Source organism: Paenibacillus pasadenensis DSM 19293, assembly GCF_000422485.1.
Lineage (GTDB): Bacteria > Bacillota > Bacilli > Paenibacillales > Paenibacillaceae > Paenibacillus_O > Paenibacillus_O pasadenensis.
Genome location: NZ_AULW01000065.1, coordinates 1 through 19760 on the forward strand (window position 1 = coordinate 1; position 19760 = coordinate 19760).

At 66.5% G+C, this 19760-nt stretch carries 17 protein-coding genes; 16 read left to right on the plus strand and 1 reads right to left on the minus strand.

Translation table 11 applies throughout. The annotated features are described in order from the left end of the window. Positions 1–473: 473 nt before the first annotated feature. Entirely contained in the window at positions 474–1427 is a 954-nt protein-coding gene (locus H582_RS0109555) for a D-2-hydroxyacid dehydrogenase (protein WP_028598375.1), read from the minus strand. A gap of 229 nt (positions 1428–1656) precedes the next feature. On the opposite strand from H582_RS0109555, the gene lepB reads away from it, so the two are divergent. The 16 genes from lepB to chvE all read left to right on the plus strand — a co-directional run bounded on the left by lepB (position 1657) and on the right by chvE (position 19729). Next, entirely contained in the window at positions 1657–2253 is a 597-nt protein-coding gene (lepB, locus tag H582_RS29950) for a signal peptidase I (RefSeq protein ID WP_084136972.1), read from the plus strand. Positions 2254–2510: 257 nt separating this feature from the next. Further along, the gene (gene biuH, locus H582_RS0109565) at positions 2511–3209 is read left to right on the plus strand and encodes a biuret amidohydrolase (RefSeq protein ID WP_028598376.1); all 699 of its coding nucleotides are present in this window, start codon (positions 2511–2513) and stop codon (positions 3207–3209) included. Beyond that, positions 3206–5074, plus strand: coding sequence for an allophanate hydrolase (gene atzF / locus H582_RS0109570; protein WP_028598377.1), 1869 nt, complete (start codon positions 3206–3208; stop codon positions 5072–5074). Before biuH ends, atzF begins: the two co-directional genes overlap by 4 nt. A gap of 243 nt (positions 5075–5317) precedes the next feature. Next, complete coding sequence (locus tag H582_RS0109575; RefSeq protein WP_052333113.1) at positions 5318–6847, plus strand: ABC transporter ATP-binding protein; 1530 nt, start codon at positions 5318–5320, stop codon at positions 6845–6847. After that, complete coding sequence (locus H582_RS26800) at positions 6844–7908, plus strand: ABC transporter permease (protein WP_084136975.1); 1065 nt, start codon at positions 6844–6846, stop codon at positions 7906–7908. Before H582_RS0109575 ends, H582_RS26800 begins: the two co-directional genes overlap by 4 nt. 1 nt (position 7909) lies before the next feature. Further along, the gene (locus tag H582_RS0109585; protein ID WP_028598379.1) at positions 7910–8821 is read left to right on the plus strand and encodes an ABC transporter permease; all 912 of its coding nucleotides are present in this window, start codon (positions 7910–7912) and stop codon (positions 8819–8821) included. Positions 8822–8919: 98 nt separating this feature from the next. Next, positions 8920–10101, plus strand: a complete 1182-nt coding sequence (locus tag H582_RS0109590; protein ID WP_028598380.1) for a BMP family ABC transporter substrate-binding protein — start codon at positions 8920–8922, stop codon at positions 10099–10101. Between the two features lie 13 nt (positions 10102–10114). After that, positions 10115–11128, plus strand: a complete 1014-nt coding sequence (locus tag H582_RS0109595; RefSeq protein WP_028598381.1) for a formamidase — start codon at positions 10115–10117, stop codon at positions 11126–11128. Further along, complete coding sequence (locus H582_RS26805; protein WP_240478985.1) at positions 11125–11676, plus strand: cupin domain-containing protein; 552 nt, start codon at positions 11125–11127, stop codon at positions 11674–11676. Before H582_RS0109595 ends, H582_RS26805 begins: the two co-directional genes overlap by 4 nt. Beyond that, positions 11673–12353 carry a cysteine hydrolase family protein gene (locus tag H582_RS0109605; RefSeq protein ID WP_028598382.1) on the plus strand — a complete coding sequence of 227 codons (681 nt, stop codon included), beginning with the start codon at positions 11673–11675 and terminating at the stop codon, positions 12351–12353. Before H582_RS26805 ends, H582_RS0109605 begins: the two co-directional genes overlap by 4 nt. Positions 12354–12424: 71 nt before the next feature. Next, on the plus strand, positions 12425–14068 hold the full coding sequence (locus H582_RS0109610; RefSeq protein WP_052333114.1) for a PucR family transcriptional regulator: 1644 nt from the start codon (positions 12425–12427) through the stop codon (positions 14066–14068). 466 nt (positions 14069–14534) lie between these two features. Continuing rightward, positions 14535–16544: a threonine--tRNA ligase gene (gene thrS, locus H582_RS0109615; protein ID WP_084136980.1), complete on the plus strand. Its 2010-nt coding sequence runs from the start codon at positions 14535–14537 to the stop codon at positions 16542–16544. Positions 16545–16601: 57 nt separating this feature from the next. Beyond that, positions 16602–16784 (plus strand): aspartyl-phosphate phosphatase Spo0E family protein, encoded by a 183-nt coding sequence (locus tag H582_RS26810; RefSeq protein ID WP_043111158.1) that lies wholly within the window; start codon positions 16602–16604, stop codon positions 16782–16784. Between the two features lie 310 nt (positions 16785–17094). Further along, positions 17095–17802, plus strand: a complete 708-nt coding sequence (locus tag H582_RS0109625) for a YqeB family protein (protein WP_052333115.1) — start codon at positions 17095–17097, stop codon at positions 17800–17802. A 22-nt stretch (positions 17803–17824) separates the two neighbouring features. Beyond that, on the plus strand, positions 17825–18445 hold the full coding sequence (locus tag H582_RS0109630; protein WP_028598386.1) for a TetR family transcriptional regulator: 621 nt from the start codon (positions 17825–17827) through the stop codon (positions 18443–18445). A gap of 174 nt (positions 18446–18619) precedes the next feature. Beyond that, entirely contained in the window at positions 18620–19729 is a 1110-nt protein-coding gene (gene chvE / locus H582_RS0109635; RefSeq protein WP_028598387.1) for a multiple monosaccharide ABC transporter substrate-binding protein, read from the plus strand. Positions 19730–19760 lie beyond the last annotated feature (31 nt).

Below are 19760 nucleotides of genomic sequence, written 5' to 3' on the forward strand. Positions count from 1 at the left end.
TGGTCTCGACAACTTCCATTCTAACCGAGAGTCCCTGCCATGACTTTCCTTTTTATGGTCAGGAGCATTTTACACAATTATATGGACTTAACTCGCGCAGGCGTCGGAACGGAGGGAGTTGCGCGGAAAAACTGAGCAACTCGGGCTCGCAGGCAGCAGGACGGAGATAGTTGCGCGGAAAAACCGAGCAACGCGGGCGCGCAGGCGTCGGAACGGAGGGAGATGCGCGGAAAAACCGAGCAACTCTGGCTCGCCCCCGGGTTCGCGGCGACAGGCAGGAAAAAGGGACAAGGACGGAGTCAGGCTCCGCTCTTGTCCCTTTGCTCGCTTGGCGATGCCTGGCGGCATTTTGCCGGTTTGACCGCCCCTTGCCTAGTCCTCTTCGCATATGAAAACAGTTCGCGCAGCAGTCGACGAGCTGCGCGAAGGGCCCAGTACCCTCGCTCGTAGTCGACGAGCTGCGCGCGAAGGACTCAGTACCCCCGCTCGTAGTCGACGATGTTGCGGGCCGGGCGGCCGTCCGCCAGGTAGCTCTTGAGGTTGCGGACGAACAGCTCGGTGACGCGTTCCTTGTAGCGCTCGGAGCTGCCGCCCATATGCGGCGTGATGATGACCTGCTCCATCGCCCACAGCGGATGGCCTTCCGGCAGCGGCTCGGGATCGGTCACGTCCAGACCGGCTCCGCCGATCGCGCCGCTGCGCAGCGCCTCGACGAGCGCATCCGTATCGACGGACACGCCGCGGCCGATGTTGACGAACACGGCGCTGTCCTTCATCGCGGCGAACTCGGCGGCGCCAAAAACGCGCTCCGTGTCCGGCGTGTGCGGCAGGACGTTCACGACATAGTCGGCGCGGGCGAGCGCGTCATGCAGCTGCTCGATGGCCATCGTCTCTTCCATGTGCGGCGTCGGCCGCGCCGTGCGGCGCACGCCGATCGTGCGCATGCCGAGCGCCTGGCCGAGCCGGCCGAGCTCGGTGCCGATCTCGCCCGCTCCGATGATCGCGAGCGTCGCTCCATTCAGCTCCGCGTATGGCTCGCGCGGCTCCCATTTGCCCCGGAGCTGGCTGCGCACCGAATGGTGCAGGCCGCGCGAGAAGGCGAGCATCATCGCCAGCGCCGTCTCGGACATCGGCACCGGATGCACGCCGCTCGCCGTCGTCAGGATGACGCCGGCCTGCTCCAGCTTGCCCAGCGGCATCTTGTCCACGCCCGCGGACCACGATTGCAGCCACTTGAGGGAGCCGCCCTCTCCAAGAGACTCCTTCTCGATGGCGGGGCTCCATCCGCAGATGACCTCCGCCTCGCGGAACAGCTTGTCGTCCAGCTCCTTGGGGCGGCCGAATACGATGTTCCAGCCCGGCGCGGCCTCGCGCACGCGCGCTTCCTGCTCCGGCGTCAGGCCGTGCAGGCAGATCATGGTTGGCATGCTTCTCATCCTCTCCTTTAGGATAGTCTATCAACGTTCGGCATCGGGTTTCAAACGAATTGACGGAAATGGCGGAGGGACAGCCGTATTTTAAAGCCGAGTTAGGCAACAAGAAAATCGTTCATTGGACATATTGGATTTTTCTGTATAAATCATACAATTGAAGGAACATGAGAATCGCGATCCCGTAGTCGCTGACCTAACCATTGAACAAGCGAGGACTCCTTTCATGAAAACAGCCCGTTTCGTCCTTCTGCTGGCTTGCCTCTCTTTTATTTCCGCATGCTCAGCTTCCGAAAATGGCCGATCGGTCAAGGATGAGACCACGCCATCAACGCCTGTAAAAGTGGATGTCGAGAGCGGCATGTTCGTGATCGAACATCGATCCGACAGCATGGATCGGGGGAATCATGAGTATGATTCCGCGATCGTAGGAGGCCTGGTGGTAGATCCGAATGATGCGGCCGACGGATCTCTGTCCCGCGGGGATGTCGTTTATTTCAAGACGCCTGAGTTCAAGCATGACTTCAATCCAAACTTGAAGCCGGCCGAATTCAACCTGGCTCGAGTCATCGGCCTCCCCAAAGAAAAAGTGAAGATTGATAAGGGCCGGATCTACATTGACGGCAAAAAGCTGGAAGCTTTTTACGGCCAAGAGCAATCCAGAGGGCAGGAGCTCGAGACGGCGAACCTGGACGAGATCGAGGTCCCGCCCGATCACGTTTTCGTATTGGGCGATACGTGGTGGAGAAGCATCGACAGCCAGCTTTTTGGACCGCTTCCCATTTCGGCCGTGCGAGGAAAAGTAATCGGATATGAAGAATAGACAAGGCGCGCTCTTCCCTTCTCGGGAGGAAGCGCGTTTTTTTGAGCAAAGTCCTCGTCGGAAGCGCTTCGTTTGAAACCCGGAGACGGCCGACTGACTTGCGCATGCATGGAAAATGGATCGGCGCTACGCCGGTTTAGGGTCGGTTCCTAATCCTGAATCTCTCCTTTTGGCAACGAACGCCAATGACCGCTCTCTCTTCATGTTATATAATGTGACATAACCTAGAAAAGCAAGAGAGGACAAGGTGATTTTCGATGACGATCCAAGCGAAACCTTACGCTTACCCTTACGACGGCGACCTGCGGGCGGACAATACGGCGCTGCTGGTCATCGACATGCAGACCGACTTCTGCGGACCGGGAGGCTACGTGGACCGGATGGGCTACGACCTGTCGCTCACCCGCCGCGCGATCGGTCCGATCCGCGCCCTGCTGGATGCGGCGCGCGCGCTGCCCGGCTTCACGGTCATCCATACGCGGGAGGGGCATCGCCCCGATCTGTCGGACCTGCCGGCGAACAAGCGCTGGCGCAGCGCGGCGATCGGAGCCGAGATCGGCTCCGAGGGACCGGCGGGACGCATCCTCATCCGCGGCGAGAAGGGCTGGGACATCATCGACGAGCTGCGTCCGGAGCCGGGCGAGATCGTGATCGACAAGCCGGGCAAGGGCAGCTTTTATGCGACGGACCTCGACCTGCTGCTGCGCGTCCGCGGCATCCGCAACCTGATCCTGACCGGCATCACGACTGACGTCTGCGTGCATACGACGATGCGCGAGGCGAACGACCGCGGCTACGAATGCCTGATTCTCGAGGATGCGACGGGAGCGACCGACAGCGGCAACCACGAGGCGGCGCTGCGGATGGTGCAGATGCAGGGAGGCGTGTTCGGCGCCGTATCGGACTCGGCGGCAGTCGTCGCGGAGCTGCGGCGTCTGGCGGAGACGGCGCGATGAGCCGGGCGTGGACGATCGCGTCGCTGCGCGAGGCGTATCGGAGCGGGAGGACGACGCCGGAGGAAGTGATGCGCGAGCTGTGCGAAAAAGCGGCGGCCGAGGCATCCTGGAACATCTGGATCACGCCGCCGACGATGGAGAGGCTGCGCCCTTGCTTGCGCAGGCTGGAGGAGCTCGATCCGGACGCATGCCCGCTGTGGGGCATTCCGTTCGCGGTCAAGGACAACATTGATGTCGCGGGCATGCTCACGACGGCGGCTTGTCCGGACTACGCCTACGCGCCGGTGGAGCATGCGGCCGTCGTCCGGCGGCTCGTGGAGGCGGGAGCGGTGCCGATCGGCAAGACGAATCTGGATCAGTTCGCGACGGGCCTCGTCGGCACGCGCAGCCCGTATGGCGAGACGGCCAACGCGCTGCGCCCGGAGCTGATCAGCGGCGGCTCGAGCTCCGGATCCGCGGTCGCGGTCGCCCGCGGGCATGCCGTTTTCGCGCTGGGCACCGACACGGCGGGATCGGGGCGCGTGCCGGCTGCCCTCAACGGCATCGCCGGCTACAAGGCGGCTCCGGGCGCATGGCCGACGCGCGGCGTCGTGCCGGCCTGCGCGAGCCTGGACTGCGTCAGCGTGTTCGCCGCCGACTGGACCGAGACGGCGGAGATCGACCGCATCGCGCGCGGCCTCGAGCCCGGCGATCCGTGGAGCGCCGCGCGACCTGCGCCGGAGCCGGCGCTGCCCAGCGAGCTGCTGCTGCCGGACGATCCGCTGGCGTTTTTCGGTCCTTTTGCAGCCGAGTACGAGGAGGCCTGGAAGGTCGCGGAGCGCAGGCTGGGGAGCCTCGGGCTGCCCGTGCGCCGCATCCGCCTGCAGCCGCTGGAGGAAGCGGCGGCGCTGCTGTACGAAGGGCCGTACGTGGAGGAGCGGCGAGCGTCGCTCGGCGGCTTCCTCGACCGTCATCCCGGCAGCGCGCTGCCGGTGACCGAATCGGTGCTGCGCTCCGGCGAGGAGCGCGGCTACGACGCGGCGGCGCTGTTCCGGGCGCTGCACCGGCTGCAGGAGCTGCGCCTGGAATCGTCGCAGCTCCTGCGCGGGGCGGTGCTGGCGCTGCCGACCGCAGGCGGCACCTGGACGCGCGAGCAGGTCGGAGCGGATCCGCTCGGCGCCAATTCGGCGATGGGACGCTGGACGAACCACTGCAATCTGCTCGGGCTCGGAGCGCTGGCGCTGCCGGCCGGGGCGGCGGCGAGGGAGCTGCCGTTCGGCATCACGCTGTTCGCCGCGGCGGACGAGGAGGGGCTGCTGTTCGGCGCAGCCGCGGCATTCGACGAACGCGAGTCAACGGCGACAGTCCCCGACGCTGCCGGCTCGCAGAAGCTGGCGCAGGCCGCGGCATTCGCCGGCATCTCGCCGCCAGCGAGCCCCGACGCTGCCGGCTCGTTCCAGCCGGCCGCTCCGTCCGCGGAGGAACCGGCATCCGCTCCCGAAGCGGTCATCGCCGTCTGCGGCCTGCATATGCGCGGGATGCCGCTGGAGCCGCAGATGCTCGGCCATGGAGCGCGCTTCCTGCGCGAGGCGCGGACGGCTCCATGCTACCGGCTGCTGCGGCTGCCGGGCGAGCCGGCCAAGCCCGGGCTCGTGCGCGTCGAAGCGGGCGGATCGCCGATCGCCCTGGAGCTGTGGAGCATGCCTCTGTCCCGGCTTGGCGCCTTCGTCGAGGCGATCCCGCAGCCGCTCGGCTTCGGAAAGGTGAGGCTGGAGGACGGCTCGCTTGTTTCCGGCTTCCTTTGCGAAGGCGTCCTGCTGGAGCGGGCGGAGGACATCTCGGCGAGCGGAGGCTGGAGGACGGCGCTGGAGCAGGCCGCCCGCTGAGGCGGCCGCCGCGCCCCACCGACCCGCACGGGCGCGATCGATCTGTCGAGGCGAGAGCCCCGGCAGCCGCCTCGGCTCAGCCCTAAGATGTCATATTTATGATAGATATAGAGCCTTCTGACAAATCAACGATCTTTCTTTTGGAAGGTTCTGATAAAGATTTTTTCGGGAACGTGCGCTATAATCAAACCAATTCGATTTATGTTAGATAACCTCACTTAACGAACAAGGGGGGAAGGCCGGATGGAGAGAGAGAACCTGCTGACAGAACCGCTGCTGAGCGTGCGCGGCTTGACCAAGCGCTTCGGCTCGCTGACCGCCAACCGTTCCATCGACCTTGACGTCCGGAAAGGGAGCATCCACGCCATCCTCGGCGAGAACGGGGCCGGCAAGAGCACGCTGATGAAGATGCTGTACGGCGTCTACAAGCCCGACGAGGGAAGCGTCGAGATCGACGGCCGGCCGGCCGAGCTTCATCCGCCTGCGAAGGCAAGGGCGCAGGGAGTCGGGATGGTGTTCCAGGACTTCCGCGTCGTGCCGGCGCTGACGGTGCTCGACAACATCGCGCTCGCGGTGGAGAAGGGATGGGGGCTGCGGCGCAGGCAGCTGCGGCGCCGCATCGTCGACGTATCCGCCAAATACGGACTGGCCGTCGATCCCGACGCGTCCGTCTGGGAGCTCGACCTCGGGCAGCGGCAGCGGCTCGAGATCGTCAAGGTGCTGCTCATGCCGGGCACGCGGATCATCATCTTCGACGAGCCGACGAGCGTGCTCGTGCCGCAGGAGGTCGGGGCGTTCCTGGACATGCTGCGGCGGCTGCGGGAGGACGGCTACGGCATCCTGCTCATCACGCACAAGATCAACGAGGTGCTCGCCGTCGCCGACGAGGCGACGGTGCTGCGGTCGGGCGAGATCGTCTTCCGCGCCGGACAGGGCGAGGAGCTGGCCGGCGAGCGGCTGATCGCCGCGATGATGGGGGACAAGACGCTGAAGGCGGTGTCCCGGACCGCCGGCGGTCCGGACGAAGCGCCTGCCGCGATGGCCGTGCGCGGCGCCTCGATCCGCGGCGACCACGGCGAGCTGGCGCTGGAAGCGTTCGACCTCGACTTGCCTGCGGGCCGCATCACCGGCGTCGCCGGCATCTCGGGCAGCGGCCAGCGGGAGCTGGCGGAAGCGCTGTTCGGCCTGCGGCCGCTCGCCTCGGGCACGCTCGAGATCGGCGGCAAGCCGATGAAGCCCGGCGTGCGGAGCTTCATCGAGGCGGGAGTGACGCTCGTCTCCGAGGATCCGGTCAAGGAGTCGGTCGTGCCCGGCTTCACGATCCTCGAGCATATGGCGCTGGACGGCTATCCCCTCTATCCAAAAGGGCTCGGCGTCGACTGGAGCCGCCTGCGCGCCGAGCTGACGGCTAGTCCCGAGGCGGCCGCGCTGTCGGTCGCCGCGCCGGACCGCCGCGCCGAGACGCTGTCCGGCGGCAACATCCAGCGGATGGTGCTGGCGCGGGCGCTCATCCGCCGTCCCGGCATCCTCATCGTCAGCTATCCGAGCCGCGGGCTCGACATCGGCACCGCCTACACCGTCCAGCGCCAGCTGCTCGAAGCAGCCGCGCAGGGGGCGGCGGTGCTGCTCCTCTCGGAGGATCTCGACGAGCTGTTCAAGCTGTCCGACCGGCTCGTCGTGCTCGCCGGCAAGCGGCTGCTCGGGCCGTACCGGCCGGAGGAGATCGATCAGGCCGGCATCGGCCGCCTGATGCTGAAAGGAGAATCCGCATGAGCCTGAACCCTTCCCCGAGCGTCGCCGCTCCTGCGGGCGCCAGATCCGCCGCGGCAAAACGCCTCCTCTCCTGGCTGCGCCAGCTGCTCGTGCTGGCCATTCCCTTCGCTTTGTTCGGCCTGTTCCTGCTGGCATACGGCGTCGATCCGCTGGAGCTGTACGGCTCGATGCTCGTGTCGACGTTCGGCGACTTGTACGGCTTCGGCGAGGTGCTGCTGAAGGCGACGCCGTTCGTGCTCACCGGCCTCGCCGCCGCGCTGCCGGCCAAGGCCGGCCTCGTCAACGTCGGCGGCGAGGGCCAGCTGGCGGTCGGCGCGTTGTTCGCCGCCTGGTTCGGCGTCTTTTACCTCGGCGGCCTGCCCGCCTGGATCGGCATTCCGGCGATGCTGCTGGCCGGCGCGCTCGGCGGCGCGCTGTGGGGGCTGGCGATCGCGCTGCTCAAGGTCAAGGGCCGGCTCAACGAGACGATCACGAGCGTGCTGCTAAACTATGTGGCGGTGTTCCTCGTCGGCTTTTTCGTCCACGGTCCGCTCAAGGATCCCGAATCGTTCAACTGGCCGTTCTCCCCGGAGATCGCGCCGACGCTGCGCCTGCCGATCTTCGACGGCACGCGGCTGCATGTCGGCTTCGTCATCGCCGCCGCCATCGCGGCGATCGTCTGGTTCGTCCTGGCCCGCACGCGGCTCGGCTACCGCATCCGCGTGCTCGGCAGCAACCGGCTGGCGGCGGAGAGGGCCGGGATGCGCATCGGCCGCATGTACTTCTGGGTGCTGATCGCAGCCGGCGCGATCGCCGGCATCGCCGGCATGATCGAGATCGCCGGCATCGAGGGCCGGCTGCGCGCGACGACCGGCGCGAACTTCGGCTACCTCGGCTTTCTCGCGGCGATGATGGCGTGGAACCATCCGCTGCGGCTGCTGCTGACGGCGTTCGTGCTCGGCATGATCAGCGTCGCCGGCAATACGCTGGAGATCGGCTCGGGCCTTCCGGCCTCGGCCGTGACGATTCTGATGGGACTCGTGCTGTTCTTCATTCTCGGCGGCAAAAGGAGGAGAGGCTGACATGATCGCGGACATTCTCACCGGGGCGGTCCGCTCCGGAACCTCCGTCATGCTCGCCAGCCAGGGCGAGCTCATCTCCGAACGGGCCGGCGTCATCAATCTCGGCACCGAGGGCTCGATGCTCGCCGGAGCGCTCGGCGGCTTCGCCGTCACCGTCTGGACCGGCAATCCGTGGCTCGGCGCGCTCGCAGGCGGCGGCTGCGGACTGCTGCTCTCGCTCCTGCACGCCGTGCTCGTCGTCGGCTTCGGCGCCAACCAGCTGGCGACCGGCCTGGCGATCATGTTCTTCGGCATCGGACTGACCTCGTTTTTCGGCCGGGACTTCGTCAGCTCGCAGATCGTCGGCTTCAACCCGGTGCCGATCCCGCTGCTGTCCGACATCCCGTTCGTCGGAGGCATCCTGTTCAACCACGATCCGCTCACCTACCTCTCGGTGCTGCTCGTGCCGGCGATCTGGTACCTGCTGTTCCGCACGCGGCTCGGCATCATGGTGCGGACGGCGGGCGAGCGCGAGGACGTGCTGTTCGCCAGCGGCCTGAACCCGCGCCTCATCCGGGCCTGCGCCGTGCTGGCGGGCGGATTCCTCGCCGGACTCGGCGGCGCGCAGCTGTCGATCGCCTATACGCACAGCTGGGTCGAGAACATGACGGCCGGGCGCGGCGTCGTCGCGGTGGCGCTCGTCATCTTCGCCTCCTGGAAGCCGCAGCGGGCGATGCTCGGCGCGTACCTGTTCGGCGCGGCGCAGGCGCTGCAGCTGACGGTGCAGCAGCAGGGCTGGGCGATCTCTCCGTTCTTCCTGTTCATGTTCCCGTATCTGCTCACGCTGGCGGCGCTGCTGCTCGTGGAGCGACGCAAGCTGAGCCGCACGCCGGAGGCGCTCGGCAGAGTGCTGGCCGGCGATCCCGGCGGCTGACATCCGGTTCCGGCCGTTCCGACCAGGGTCCGGCGGCGGCGGCAAGTCGGCAAGTCCCCTTTACAGAGAAAAAATCAGGATAAGCGGAGGGAAATTCCATGAAACTGTCATCCAGCAAGTCAAGCCTCACCGGCATCATCGCCGCCCTGCTGGCAGTCATCGTATTCGTCGCCGGCTGCAGCCAGCCCGGGTCGGGCGGCAGCTCCGGCGGCGCGAACAGCGGCACGGCGGAAGCGGGCGCGGAGGGCTCGGCAGCTCCCGGCAGCGGCGGCAGCGCGGTCGGCTTCATCTTTGTCGGCACGAAGGACGATTACGGCTACAACCAGGCCGCCTATCTCGGCAGCCAGGCGGTGGAGAAGGCCTTCCCTGACCTCAAGGTGCTGCGCTCGGAGAACGTGCCGGAGACGGCGGAAGCCGAGCGCGTCATGGAGCAGATGATCAAGGACGGGGCGAAGATCATCTTCCCGACCTCGTACGGCCATCTGGAGCCGGCGCTGAACGTCGCCAAGCGCCATCCGGACGTCGCCTTCTACCATCAGGGCGGGCTCAAGACCGCCGCCAACCTCGGCACCTACTTCGGCACGATCTGGGAGCCGGTCTACCTCGCCGGCGTGACGGCGGGCAAGATGAGCAAGACTGGCAAGCTCGGCTACATCGTCTCCGTGCCGATCCCGCAGGTGCTGCTCAACGTCAACGCGTTCGAGCTCGGCGCGAAGTCGGTCAATCCCGACGCGACGACGAGCGTCGTGTTCACCGGCAGCTGGTGCGATCCCGGCCAGCAGGCCAATGCGGTCAACTCGCTGCTTGACGGCGGCGCGGACGTCATCAGCCAGCATCAGGACTGCAGCAAGACGATCGTCGAAGCGGCGGAGCGCCGCGGCGCGATGACGGTCGGCTATCATGCGGACTCCTCGGCGCTCGCGCCGAAGGGCTGGCTGACGGGCTCCGAGTGGAACTGGCCGGACCTGTTCGTCGACATGGTGCGGACGGCGGCGGACGGCGGCTTCAAGGGCAGCGTTTATGACGGCAAATACCGCGGCATGTTGAAGGACGACGTCGTGCGGCTGAGCACGTTCGGCTCGGCAGTGCCGGACGAGGTGAAAGCATTCGTGGAGGAAAGGAAGCAGGAGATCGTGGACGGCACGCTGCATCCGTTCGCCGGTCCGGTCAAGGACCAGAGCGGCCAGGAGCGGATCGCCGCCGGACAGGCGCCGACGACCGACGAGCTCGAGGCGATGGACTATCTGGTCGAAGGCGTCGTCGGCAGCATTCCGCAATGAGGAGGGAACGACTATGAACGGACTGGGCGGCTTGAACAAATCGCCGGACGGCGTCGTCATCGGCCTCGCGCAGCTGCAGCTGCCGGCCGTCGAGACGCCGGAGCAGCTGGCGGCGCAGGCGAGGCGCATCGCGGAGATGACGGCCAAGGCGCGGAAGGGCTCGCGCTCGATGGATCTGATCGTATTTCCCGAATATTCGCTGCATGGCCTATCGATGAATACCGATCCGGCGCTCATGTGCCGGGTCGACGGGCCGGAGGTCGAGCTGTGGCGGGAGGCCTGCCGCGAGCATCGCATCTGGGGCTGCTTCAGCATCATGGAGCTCAATCCGGACGGCAATCCGTACAACACGGGGCTCATCATCGACGACGAAGGCGGAATCCGGCTGAAGTACCGCAAGCTGCATCCGTGGGTGCCGGTGGAGCCGTGGGAGCCGGGCGATCTCGGCATCCCGATGTGCGACGGGCCGAACGGCAGCCGGTTGGCGCTCGTCATCTGCCATGACGGCATGTTCCCGGAAATGGCGCGCGAATGCGCCTATCTCGGTGCGGACATCATGCTGCGCACGGCCGGCTATACGGCTCCGATCCGCCATGCATGGCAGGTGACGAACCAGGCGAACGCCTTTTGCAACCTGATGTACACCGCCTCGGTCTGCCTGAGTGGCAGCGACGGCGTCTTCGACTCGATGGGCGAGGCGATGATCGTCGGCTTCGACGGCATGACGCTCGTCCACGGCGGCGGACGGCCCGACGAGATCGTGGCCGGCGAGGTGCGGCCGTCGCTCGTCCGCGAGGCGCGCCGCATCTGGGGCGTGGAGAACAACCTGTACCAGCTCGGCCATCGCGGCTACGTCGCGGTGCAGGGCGGCGCAGGCGACTGTCCGTACACCTACATGCATGATCTCGCCGCCGGCCGCTACCGGCTGCCTTGGGAGGATGAGGTGCTCATCAAGGACGGCACGAGCGAGGGGTTCCCGCCGCCGGAGCGGCGATATGGCGGAGCGAAGGGAGGCGCGGCGCGATGACGGAGCCGACGAGGAGAGCCATGCAGGCGGAGGAGTCCGGGGCGGGCACGGCCGCGGCCGCGGGAGGAAAAGCTGCAGAAGCGGCTGTGCCGGCGGGCACGGTCGTGCTGCGCGAGTCCGGCATGGAGTGGGACCGGATGCCGCATCATCCCGAGCTGTACCACCGGGAGATCTGCTCGGCGGCGGACGCCGACCGGCTCGGCATCCGGGCCAGCTCCGTGCTCTGGGAGAAGATCGGCGTCGGCGGCGCGGTGCTGCCTCATCATCACGATGTCGCGGAGCTGATCCACATCACCAAGGGCCAGGTGAAGCTGCTCTGCAACGGCCAGTGGACCGAATGCCGGGCGGGCGATACGTTCCAGGTGCCCGCGGGCGTCGTGCACTCGGTGTTCAATGCCGGGCACGAGCCTTCCGAGCAGATCAGCGTGTTCCTGCCGGTCGAGCCGTCCCCGCCGCCGAACCGCTTTTTCGGCACGACGCTCGTCGACGTCCCCGGACCTCCGGGGGCGGAGGCAGCGCCGCCTCGGCGCGGAGAGGACGGAGCATGAGCCGCGAGCTGGCCGGAGCGCTTCCGTACCCGTTCCGCTTCGAGCCGGAGCGGACGGCGCTGCTCGTCATCGACATGCAGAACGACTTCTGCGCGCCGGGCGGCTTCGGCGAGCGGCTCGGCAACGACATCGCCCCGGCGAGGGCGATCATCCCGGCGATCGCCCGCCTGCTCGCCGCCGCCAGAGGCACGGGCATGCCGGTCGTCCATACGCGGGAGGGCCATCTGCCGGATCTGAGCGACTGTCCGCCCTCCAAGCTGCAGCGCAGCCGCCGCCAGGGCGCGGGCATCGGCGACGAGGGGCCGATGGGGCGCATCCTGATCCGCGGCGAGCTCGGGCACGGCATCGTGCCCGAGCTCGCTCCGCTGCCGGTTGAGATCGTGATCGACAAGCCCGGCAAAGGCGCGTTTTATGCGACCTCGCTGGAGGCGGAGCTGCGGCGGCTCGGCGTCCGCAGCTTGATCGTCTGCGGCGTCACGACGCATGTATGCGTCCATACGACGGTGCGGGAGGCCAACGACCGCGGGTACGAATGCGTCGTCGTCGCGGATGCGAGCGCCGCGTTCGATCCGGAGGATCACCGCTCCGCGCTGCGCATGCTCGTGCAGCAGGGGGCGATCTTCGGCTGGACGGCAGAGACGGACGAGGTGGAGCGGGTGCTGCGCGCGGGAGGCTGAGCGGACCGGGAGCCCGGTCCGCCGCAGCCCCGTATCGGCTTTCGGGCAAGATGCTGGAAGGAGGGAAGCGCATGGACGGATTGAGGCTGGAGCCGTTCAAGGTCAAGGACGTGTTCGACATTCCGAATCTGCAAGGAGCCGCGCTGCTTGGCGGAGCGGCGGGGCTGGAGCGGGAAGTGACGCGGGTCAACGTGATGGAGGTGCCGGACGTCATCGACTGGGTGCGCCCGGGCGAGCTGCTCATGACGACCGGCTATCCGTTCAAGGATCAGCCCGAGGTGCTGGCCGAGCTGGTCGCGCAGCTGGCGCGCAAGGGCGTGGCCGCGCTCGGGATCAAGACGAAGCGCTTCGTCGACGAGGTGCCGGCCTCGGCGGTCGAGGCGGCGGAGCGGCACGGCATGCCGCTGATCGAGCTGCCGCCGGCGACGACGTTCTCCGATGTCGTGCGCGAGGTGATGGAGCGCGTGCTCGTCTCGGAGTCCAAGGATCTGACGATTTTGCAAGGACGCGTCCAGCGCCTGTCCCAAGTGCTTCTGCACGGGGACGGGCTTCCTGCCTTCTTGCGCCATCTGGAGGCGATGGTGCGGCATCCGGCCGTGCTGGCGGAAGGCTCTTCGCAGCCGGCGCTGCTGTCGCCGGGCGCGGACCGGCTGGGAGGACCGTTCGAGCCCCGCCTCTGGCTGGAGCTGGCGGCAGGCCGGCCGCCGAGCGAGGCGGCGGCTTGGAGCGGGACCGTGCCGCGCGTGCATGCGGTGCCGATCGAGGGTGCGGGAGGAGGGCGCGCCTGGCTGCTCGTGCTGGAGCAGGACGGAGAGCTCGGCGTCGTCGATTCGCTGACGATCAGCTGGGCGGCGAGGCTGCTCGGCTTCGAGCTGGCCAATCGGAGGGCGCGGGAGAGCATCGAGAGCAAGTACCTCGACCAGTTCCTGCAGGACTGGATCGCCGGACGCATCCTGTCCGAGAGCGACCTGCGCCTGCGCGCCGAAGCTTGCGGCTGGAAGCTGCTTGAGCCGGATGCCTACCGTGTCGGGATCGCCGTGCCGCGGGAAACGGGACCGGCCGCGGCCGCCGGCGGCGAAGCGCAGCTGACGGAGCTGGCGCGAGAGCTGAACCGCAGCGCGGGCGGCGGCTCCGGCGCGCTGCGCTGGACTGTGCTGGAAGGAGCGCTCGCCGTGCTGGACGCCTTTGAAGGCGGATTGCCGTCGCCACAGCAGGAGGAGGCTTCGGCGAGCGAGGCGCTCCGCCGGCTGGAGGCGGCCGCGCCCGGCCGCTTCGCGCTATGCTTCGGGCGTCCGGCGAGCAGCCGCTCGGAGGTCGCCCGCAGCTATCGCGAAGCGGGACGGACCGCTCAGGTCCGCCGCGCCTGCGGGCTGGAGTCCGCCGCCGTGTCCTACGGCGAGCTCGGCGTCTACCTCCTGCTGTTCCGCCTGCAGGGGAGCGAGGAGCTGGAGGAATTTTGCCGGCTGTACCTGGAGCCGCTGCTGGCGCTGGACGGCAGGCAGCAGGGCGCGCTGCTGAAGACGCTTCGCGTTTATTTCGCCTGCAACTGCAACGCCAAGGAGACGGCCGACCGCATGTTCGTCCACTACAACACGATCGTCTACCGGCTGGACAAGCTCAAGGCCGAGCTTGGCCTGCGGCTCGACGATCCGGAGACGAAGCTGCTGCTGCAGATGGCGCTGAAGGCTGGCGATCTGCGGGAGGGCGGCGTTTGACGGGCGGCACGGGAGGGGCGTAGGAAGGGCGCGGGAGCTGCAAGGGAGCTGCAAGGAAGCGGCACGAGGACGGGGGTCCGAAATCGCCTTTGCCGAAAAAGCGTCTTGACTTGCCCGCCTCCGAGCGGGTAAGATAGGCTCCAATCTCATTCTTCAGTGAGCCATGACCAGAGACAGGATCCCCTTCGCGGGCCGCCCAGAGAGAGAAGCGCACGCTGCGAGCTTCTTCGGTGCCGGATGCCGGGATTACCCCTCTGATAGCTGCAGCGCTGAACCTGCCGGCAAGTGCCGCGCGGCCGTAAGCCTGCCGGCTCGTCCCCGCTATCGGACGCCAATGAAGGACTTTCCGTGCCGCTCGTGCCGGAGGTCGAATCAGGGTGGAACCACGGGTCCTTAGCGCGCTCGTCCCTTCTCGGGATGAAGCGCGTTTTTTGTTGTTCCCAGACGAAGAAAGGAGGAGAAGCGCATGGAAATCAGAGAGCAGAAAAACGAAGGCGGCCCCGGAATCGATCCAGCCGTCGAGCTGCCCCGCAGCGAGTCCGCCGGCGAATCCGGCGGCAGCGAGATCCGCATCGCTCTGCCGAGCGGCCAGGTCAGGAGGTACCCGGCCGGCACGACCGCCGCGGCCGTGGCGGACACGATCCGGCCGGGGCTGCGCGCCAAGGCGGCGGCCGCGCGGCTGGACGGGCGGCTGGTCGACCTCGACCGGCCGCTCGAGAGCGGCGGCGCGCTGGAGCTGCTCCTGCCGGACGATCCGGCCGCGCTCGAGCTGCTGCGCCGGAGCGCGGCCCATGTGCTGGCGCATGCGCTGAAGCGGCTGTACGGCGATGCCGCTGTGACGATCGGGAGCTGCTTCGCCGGCCAGGACGGCTTCGGCTGCGACGCGCGGCTGGCCGCGCCGGTCGGCGCGGGAGAGCTCGTCCGCATCGAGAAGGAGATGGAGCGCATCGTCGCCGAGGATCTGCCGTTCACGCGCATGTCGCGGAGCCGCTCGGAGGCGGAGGAGCGGCTGGCGGAGGGAGGCGAGGCGCTGCAGCTGGAGCTGCTGCGGGAGCGCCCGGACGACGGCCCCTACGCGTTTTACGGGCACGGCGGCTTCGAGGCGCTCGAGGAGGGTCCGCTGCTGCCGTCGACGGGCCGGCTCAAGGCATTCCGGCTGATGAGCGTCGCAGGCGCCTACTGGCGGGGCGACTCCGGGAGGCCGATGCTGCAGCGGATCCACGGCGCGGCTTTTTGGAAAAAGGCGCAGCTGGGCGAGCATCTGGAGCGGCTGGAGGAAGCGCGCAGGCGCGATCACCGCAAGCTCGGCAAGGAGCTGCAGCTGTTTCTGTTCTTGGAGGAAGCGCCGGGCATGCCGTTCTATCTGCCGCGCGGCATGGCGGTGCGGACGGCGCTCGAGGACTTCGCCCGCAGGCTGCAGCTGCGCCGCGGCTACGAGGAGGTGCGCACGCCGCTGCTGATGAACCGCAGGCTGTGGGAGGAGTCGGGCCACTGGGACCATTACAAGGACCAGATGTACTTCTGCGACGTCGACGGCAGTCCGTACGCGCTCAAGCCGATGAACTGCCCGGGCCATATGCTCATCTTCGGCAGCCGGCTCCGCTCGTACCGCGAGCTGCCGCTGCGGCTGGCGGAGTTCGGCCAGGTCCACCGCCACGAGTTCTCGGGGGCGCTGAGCGGCATGATGCGCGTCCGCTCGTTCTGCCAGGACGATGCCCATCTGTTCGTCCGGCCGGATCAGATCGGCGAGGAGATCGGCCGCGTCATGGATCTGATCGACGAGGTGTACGGCCGGCTCGGCTTCTCGTACCGGATGGAGCTGTCGACGAGGCCGGCGGACAGCATGGGGGCGGCGGAGCTCTGGGAGCAGGCGGAGGGAGCGCTGCGGGACGTGCTGGAGCGGCGCGGGGCGGACTACCGGCTGAACGAAGGCGACGGAGCCTTTTACGGGCCGAAGATCGACTACCATGTGCTCGACGCGCTCGGGCGCAGCTGGCAATGCGGCACGATCCAGCTCGACTTCCAGATACCGGAGAAATTCGATCTCGGCTATGTCGGCGAAGACGGCGCGCGCCATCGGCCGGTCGTCATCCATCGGGCCGTCTACGGCTCGATCGACCGCTTCCTCGGCATCCTGACGGAGCATTTCGCGGGCGCGTTCCCGCTGTGGCTCGCGCCAGTCCAGGCGCGCGTGCTGCCGGTATCGGAGGCGCAGCGCGAAGCCGCCGAGCGGATGCGGGAGCGGCTCGCCGAGGCGGGCCTGCGCGCCGATGCGGACAGCCGCGCCGAGAAGCTCGGCAGCCGCATCCGGGATGCGCAGCTCGCCAAGATTCCCTATATGCTCGTCGTCGGAGAGGCCGAAGCGGATGCGGGCCGGGCGGCGGTGCGCAGCCGGGGCGGAGGCGATCTAGGGACGATGGAGCTGGAGGCGTTCATCCGTCTCGCGGAGAAGGAAATTCAGTCAAAAATAGGATGATAATATATGGAAAAACATCCTGCGCCTGCCGATATATGAAGCAGGAGGGGATAGCCCATGGACCTGAACGTGTCCCGGATATTGGAAGCGGTCGAACAGAAGCGTTCCGAAATGATCAAAGCCGCCGAGCAGTGCGGGTTCCGATCCGAATTGGTGCTGTTCCTGTCTCAAGAGCTTGATGCTCTGCTCAACGATTATGAACGGAGCCGCAAGAGGCGAGGCATAGGCCTGGTCTCATAGCGAGCCCCACTGAAAAATGAAGCCCCCGCAGGAGCGTGCTCCGGCGGGGGCTTCGTTCGTGTCCAGACGAATTCGGCGCTCGGGTCCGGAAGCTGAGCCTGATACAGGCGATCTGCCGCCCCGGCGGTCATTCCGGCAGATTGACGGTCGCAGCGCCGATTTCGAACGGAGAATCGATCCCTTCATTCGCCTTCGGCCATCTCTTTCCTTGACCTGAAACAAAGAATAAGCTAAAATCTGATTAATCGATCAGAATTTAGGTTGATCAATCAGATTGTCTATCCGACCATTGAAAAGGAGGAAGGCATGCATGCAGACTCGACGATCTGGAGCGCAGCGAGGCGCGGGCAGCATCACGGTCGTACACCTGTCGGCGGCTGACCGCTGGATCCTGCTGACCGTTCCGCCCGCTCTAGGCATCGCGCTCGGCTATTTCGTCCCCGCCATCGCCGGCTGGGCCGCTGCTCTTCCCTGGTTTCCTTTGCAGGGGCCGCTGGAGCTCATCGCTTCTATCGAGCAGGAATGGATCGTGCTTCTGACCGCTGCCCTTGGCCTGATCGCAGGCTGCTGGCTCGCGTCCGAAGCGATGAAAGACAGCTTGGCGATCTCGGTTTCCGACGAGGAGGCGACCTTGAAGATCCGCCATTCGGCTCAGAGCTTCCCTCGATCGGAGGTCGCTGCGGCTTTCATCGAAGGCAAGCAGCTCGTGCTGGTCGGCCGCACAGGCGTCGAGCTCGCTCGCGAGCCCTATGATGCGGATCCCGCTCGTGCGGAGCAAGCCTTCATCCGGCATGGATATGCCTGGTCTGCCGCAGGAGACCCGTTCGAAGGGCATTACCGGCTCTGGGTGAGGAATGCGCCCGACTTGACGCCGGCATTGAACGCGCTGCTGGAAGCCCGCGAGCTGGCCTTGCGCGGCAAGGAAGCCGATGCTGCGAGGGAAATGAAGCGGGAAGCCGCGAGGCTCGGCTTGTCGGTCAAGGACAAAGGAACCATGCAGTACTGGAGAAAAGCCTAGTTCGAGCGAAAAGGAGAAGCGGATGAAAGGAAGAGACGCGGAGGAGAAGCAGACGTTCATCGCGGACGCGAGGCGCGCCCAGATTTTCGAGGCGACGATCCGGACGCTGGATGAGATCGGCTATATCCGAGCCAGCATGGCTCAGATCGCCAAGCGGGCGGGCATCAGCGCCGCCCTGATTTCCTATCACTATCGAGACAAGAACGATCTGATGGACTATGCCCTGATGAAGCTGGCGACAGACCTGTCCTCCTCTGTGCTGGAACGGACGGCGGCGGCCTCGGGTCCCCGAGAAAAGCTGCAGGCGTACATCGAGGCCAGCATCGCCTATCAGGCGGAGAATCCCGCTCGCAGCACGGCGCTGATCGAGATCGTCTTTCATGCCCGGACGGCGGACGGCATGCCTTACTACAAGCTGCAGGATGACGAGGACGACCCTCTGGAAAACGAGCTTCGCCGAATCCTGCGGCTCGGGCAAGAGCAAGGGGAGTTCGGCGCTTTCGACCTCGATGCGATGGCGAGCGCGATCCGCGGCGCCCTCGACGAGTACGGCTTCAACGTCAAGCTCAAGGCCAGGATCGACCCGATTCGCTTCAGCCAGGAGCTCGTGGATCTGTTCAGCCGAGCCATCGGCCATAGATGATTCGACCCGCATCCCCGCGTCCGGAAGCCGAGCTTCCAGGCGCGGGGATGTTTGGCTTGCCGCGAGGTCGGTTTTTTATAAAAACGCGACAATTCATTGCAAAGACCCGCTACGCGTCTGTGCTCTACGATAGATCCAGCACGTTCAGCCATCTATCGAAAAGGGGACATGGACATGAAAAAGGCGATCTCTCTGCTCGTCGCATCGATGCTCATCCTGCTGCTGGCCGCTTGCGGCAACGCCGGCGGCAACGGCGGCGCGGACGCCGGCAACGGCGGAAGCTCCGGCGGCGGAGAAAAAGGAATGGTCGGCGTCTCGATGCCGACAAAATCGTCCGAGCGCTGGGTCGCGGACGGAGACAACATGAAGAAGCAGTTCGAGGAGAAAGGGTACAGCGTCGACCTCCAGTACGCGGAGGACGTCATCGAGAACCAGGTGTCCCAGATCGAGAACATGATGACGAAGGGCGTCAAAGTGCTCGTCATCGCCGCGATCGACGGCGAGTCGCTGACGGACGTGCTGCAGAAGGCGGCCGACCAGAGCATCCAGGTCATCGCTTACGACCGCCTGATCAAGAACTCGGAGCATGTGTCCTATTACGCCACGTTCGACAACTTCAAGGTCGGCGTCCTGCAAGCGTCCTACATCGAGCAGAAGCTCGGGCTGAAGGACGGCAAAGGTCCGTTCAACATCGAGCTGTTCGCCGGATCGCCGGACGACAACAACGCCTACTTCTTCTTCGACGGCGCGATGTCGGTGCTGCAGCCGCATATCGACAGCGGCAAGCTCGTCGTCCGCAGCAAGCAGACGAGCATGGAGCAGGTCGCCACGCTCCGCTGGGACGGCGCGACGGCCCAGTCCCGGATGGACAATCTGCTGAGCGCGAGCTATGCCGACGAGACGGTGGACGCGGTGCTCTCGCCGTATGACGGCATCAGCATCGGCATCATCTCCTCCCTCAAGGGGGTCGGCTACGGCACGGCCGACAAGCCGATGCCGGTCATCAGCGGCCAGGATGCCGAGCTGGCCTCGATCAAGTCGATCCTCGCCGGGGAGCAGACGTCGACCGTGTTCAAGGATACGAGGGAGCTGGCCAAGGTGGCGGTGACGATGGCGGAGTCGGTCATCGAGGGCAAGGAAGCCGAAGTGAACGACACCGAGACGTATGACAACGGCGTCAAGGTCGTTCCATCCTATCTGCTGGAGCCGGTCTCGGTCGACAAGGACAACTACAAGCAGGTGCTGGTCGATTCGGGCTACTACACGGAGGATGAGCTGAAGTAAGCCATCCGGGCATGGCGGGCGGAGTGCTGCG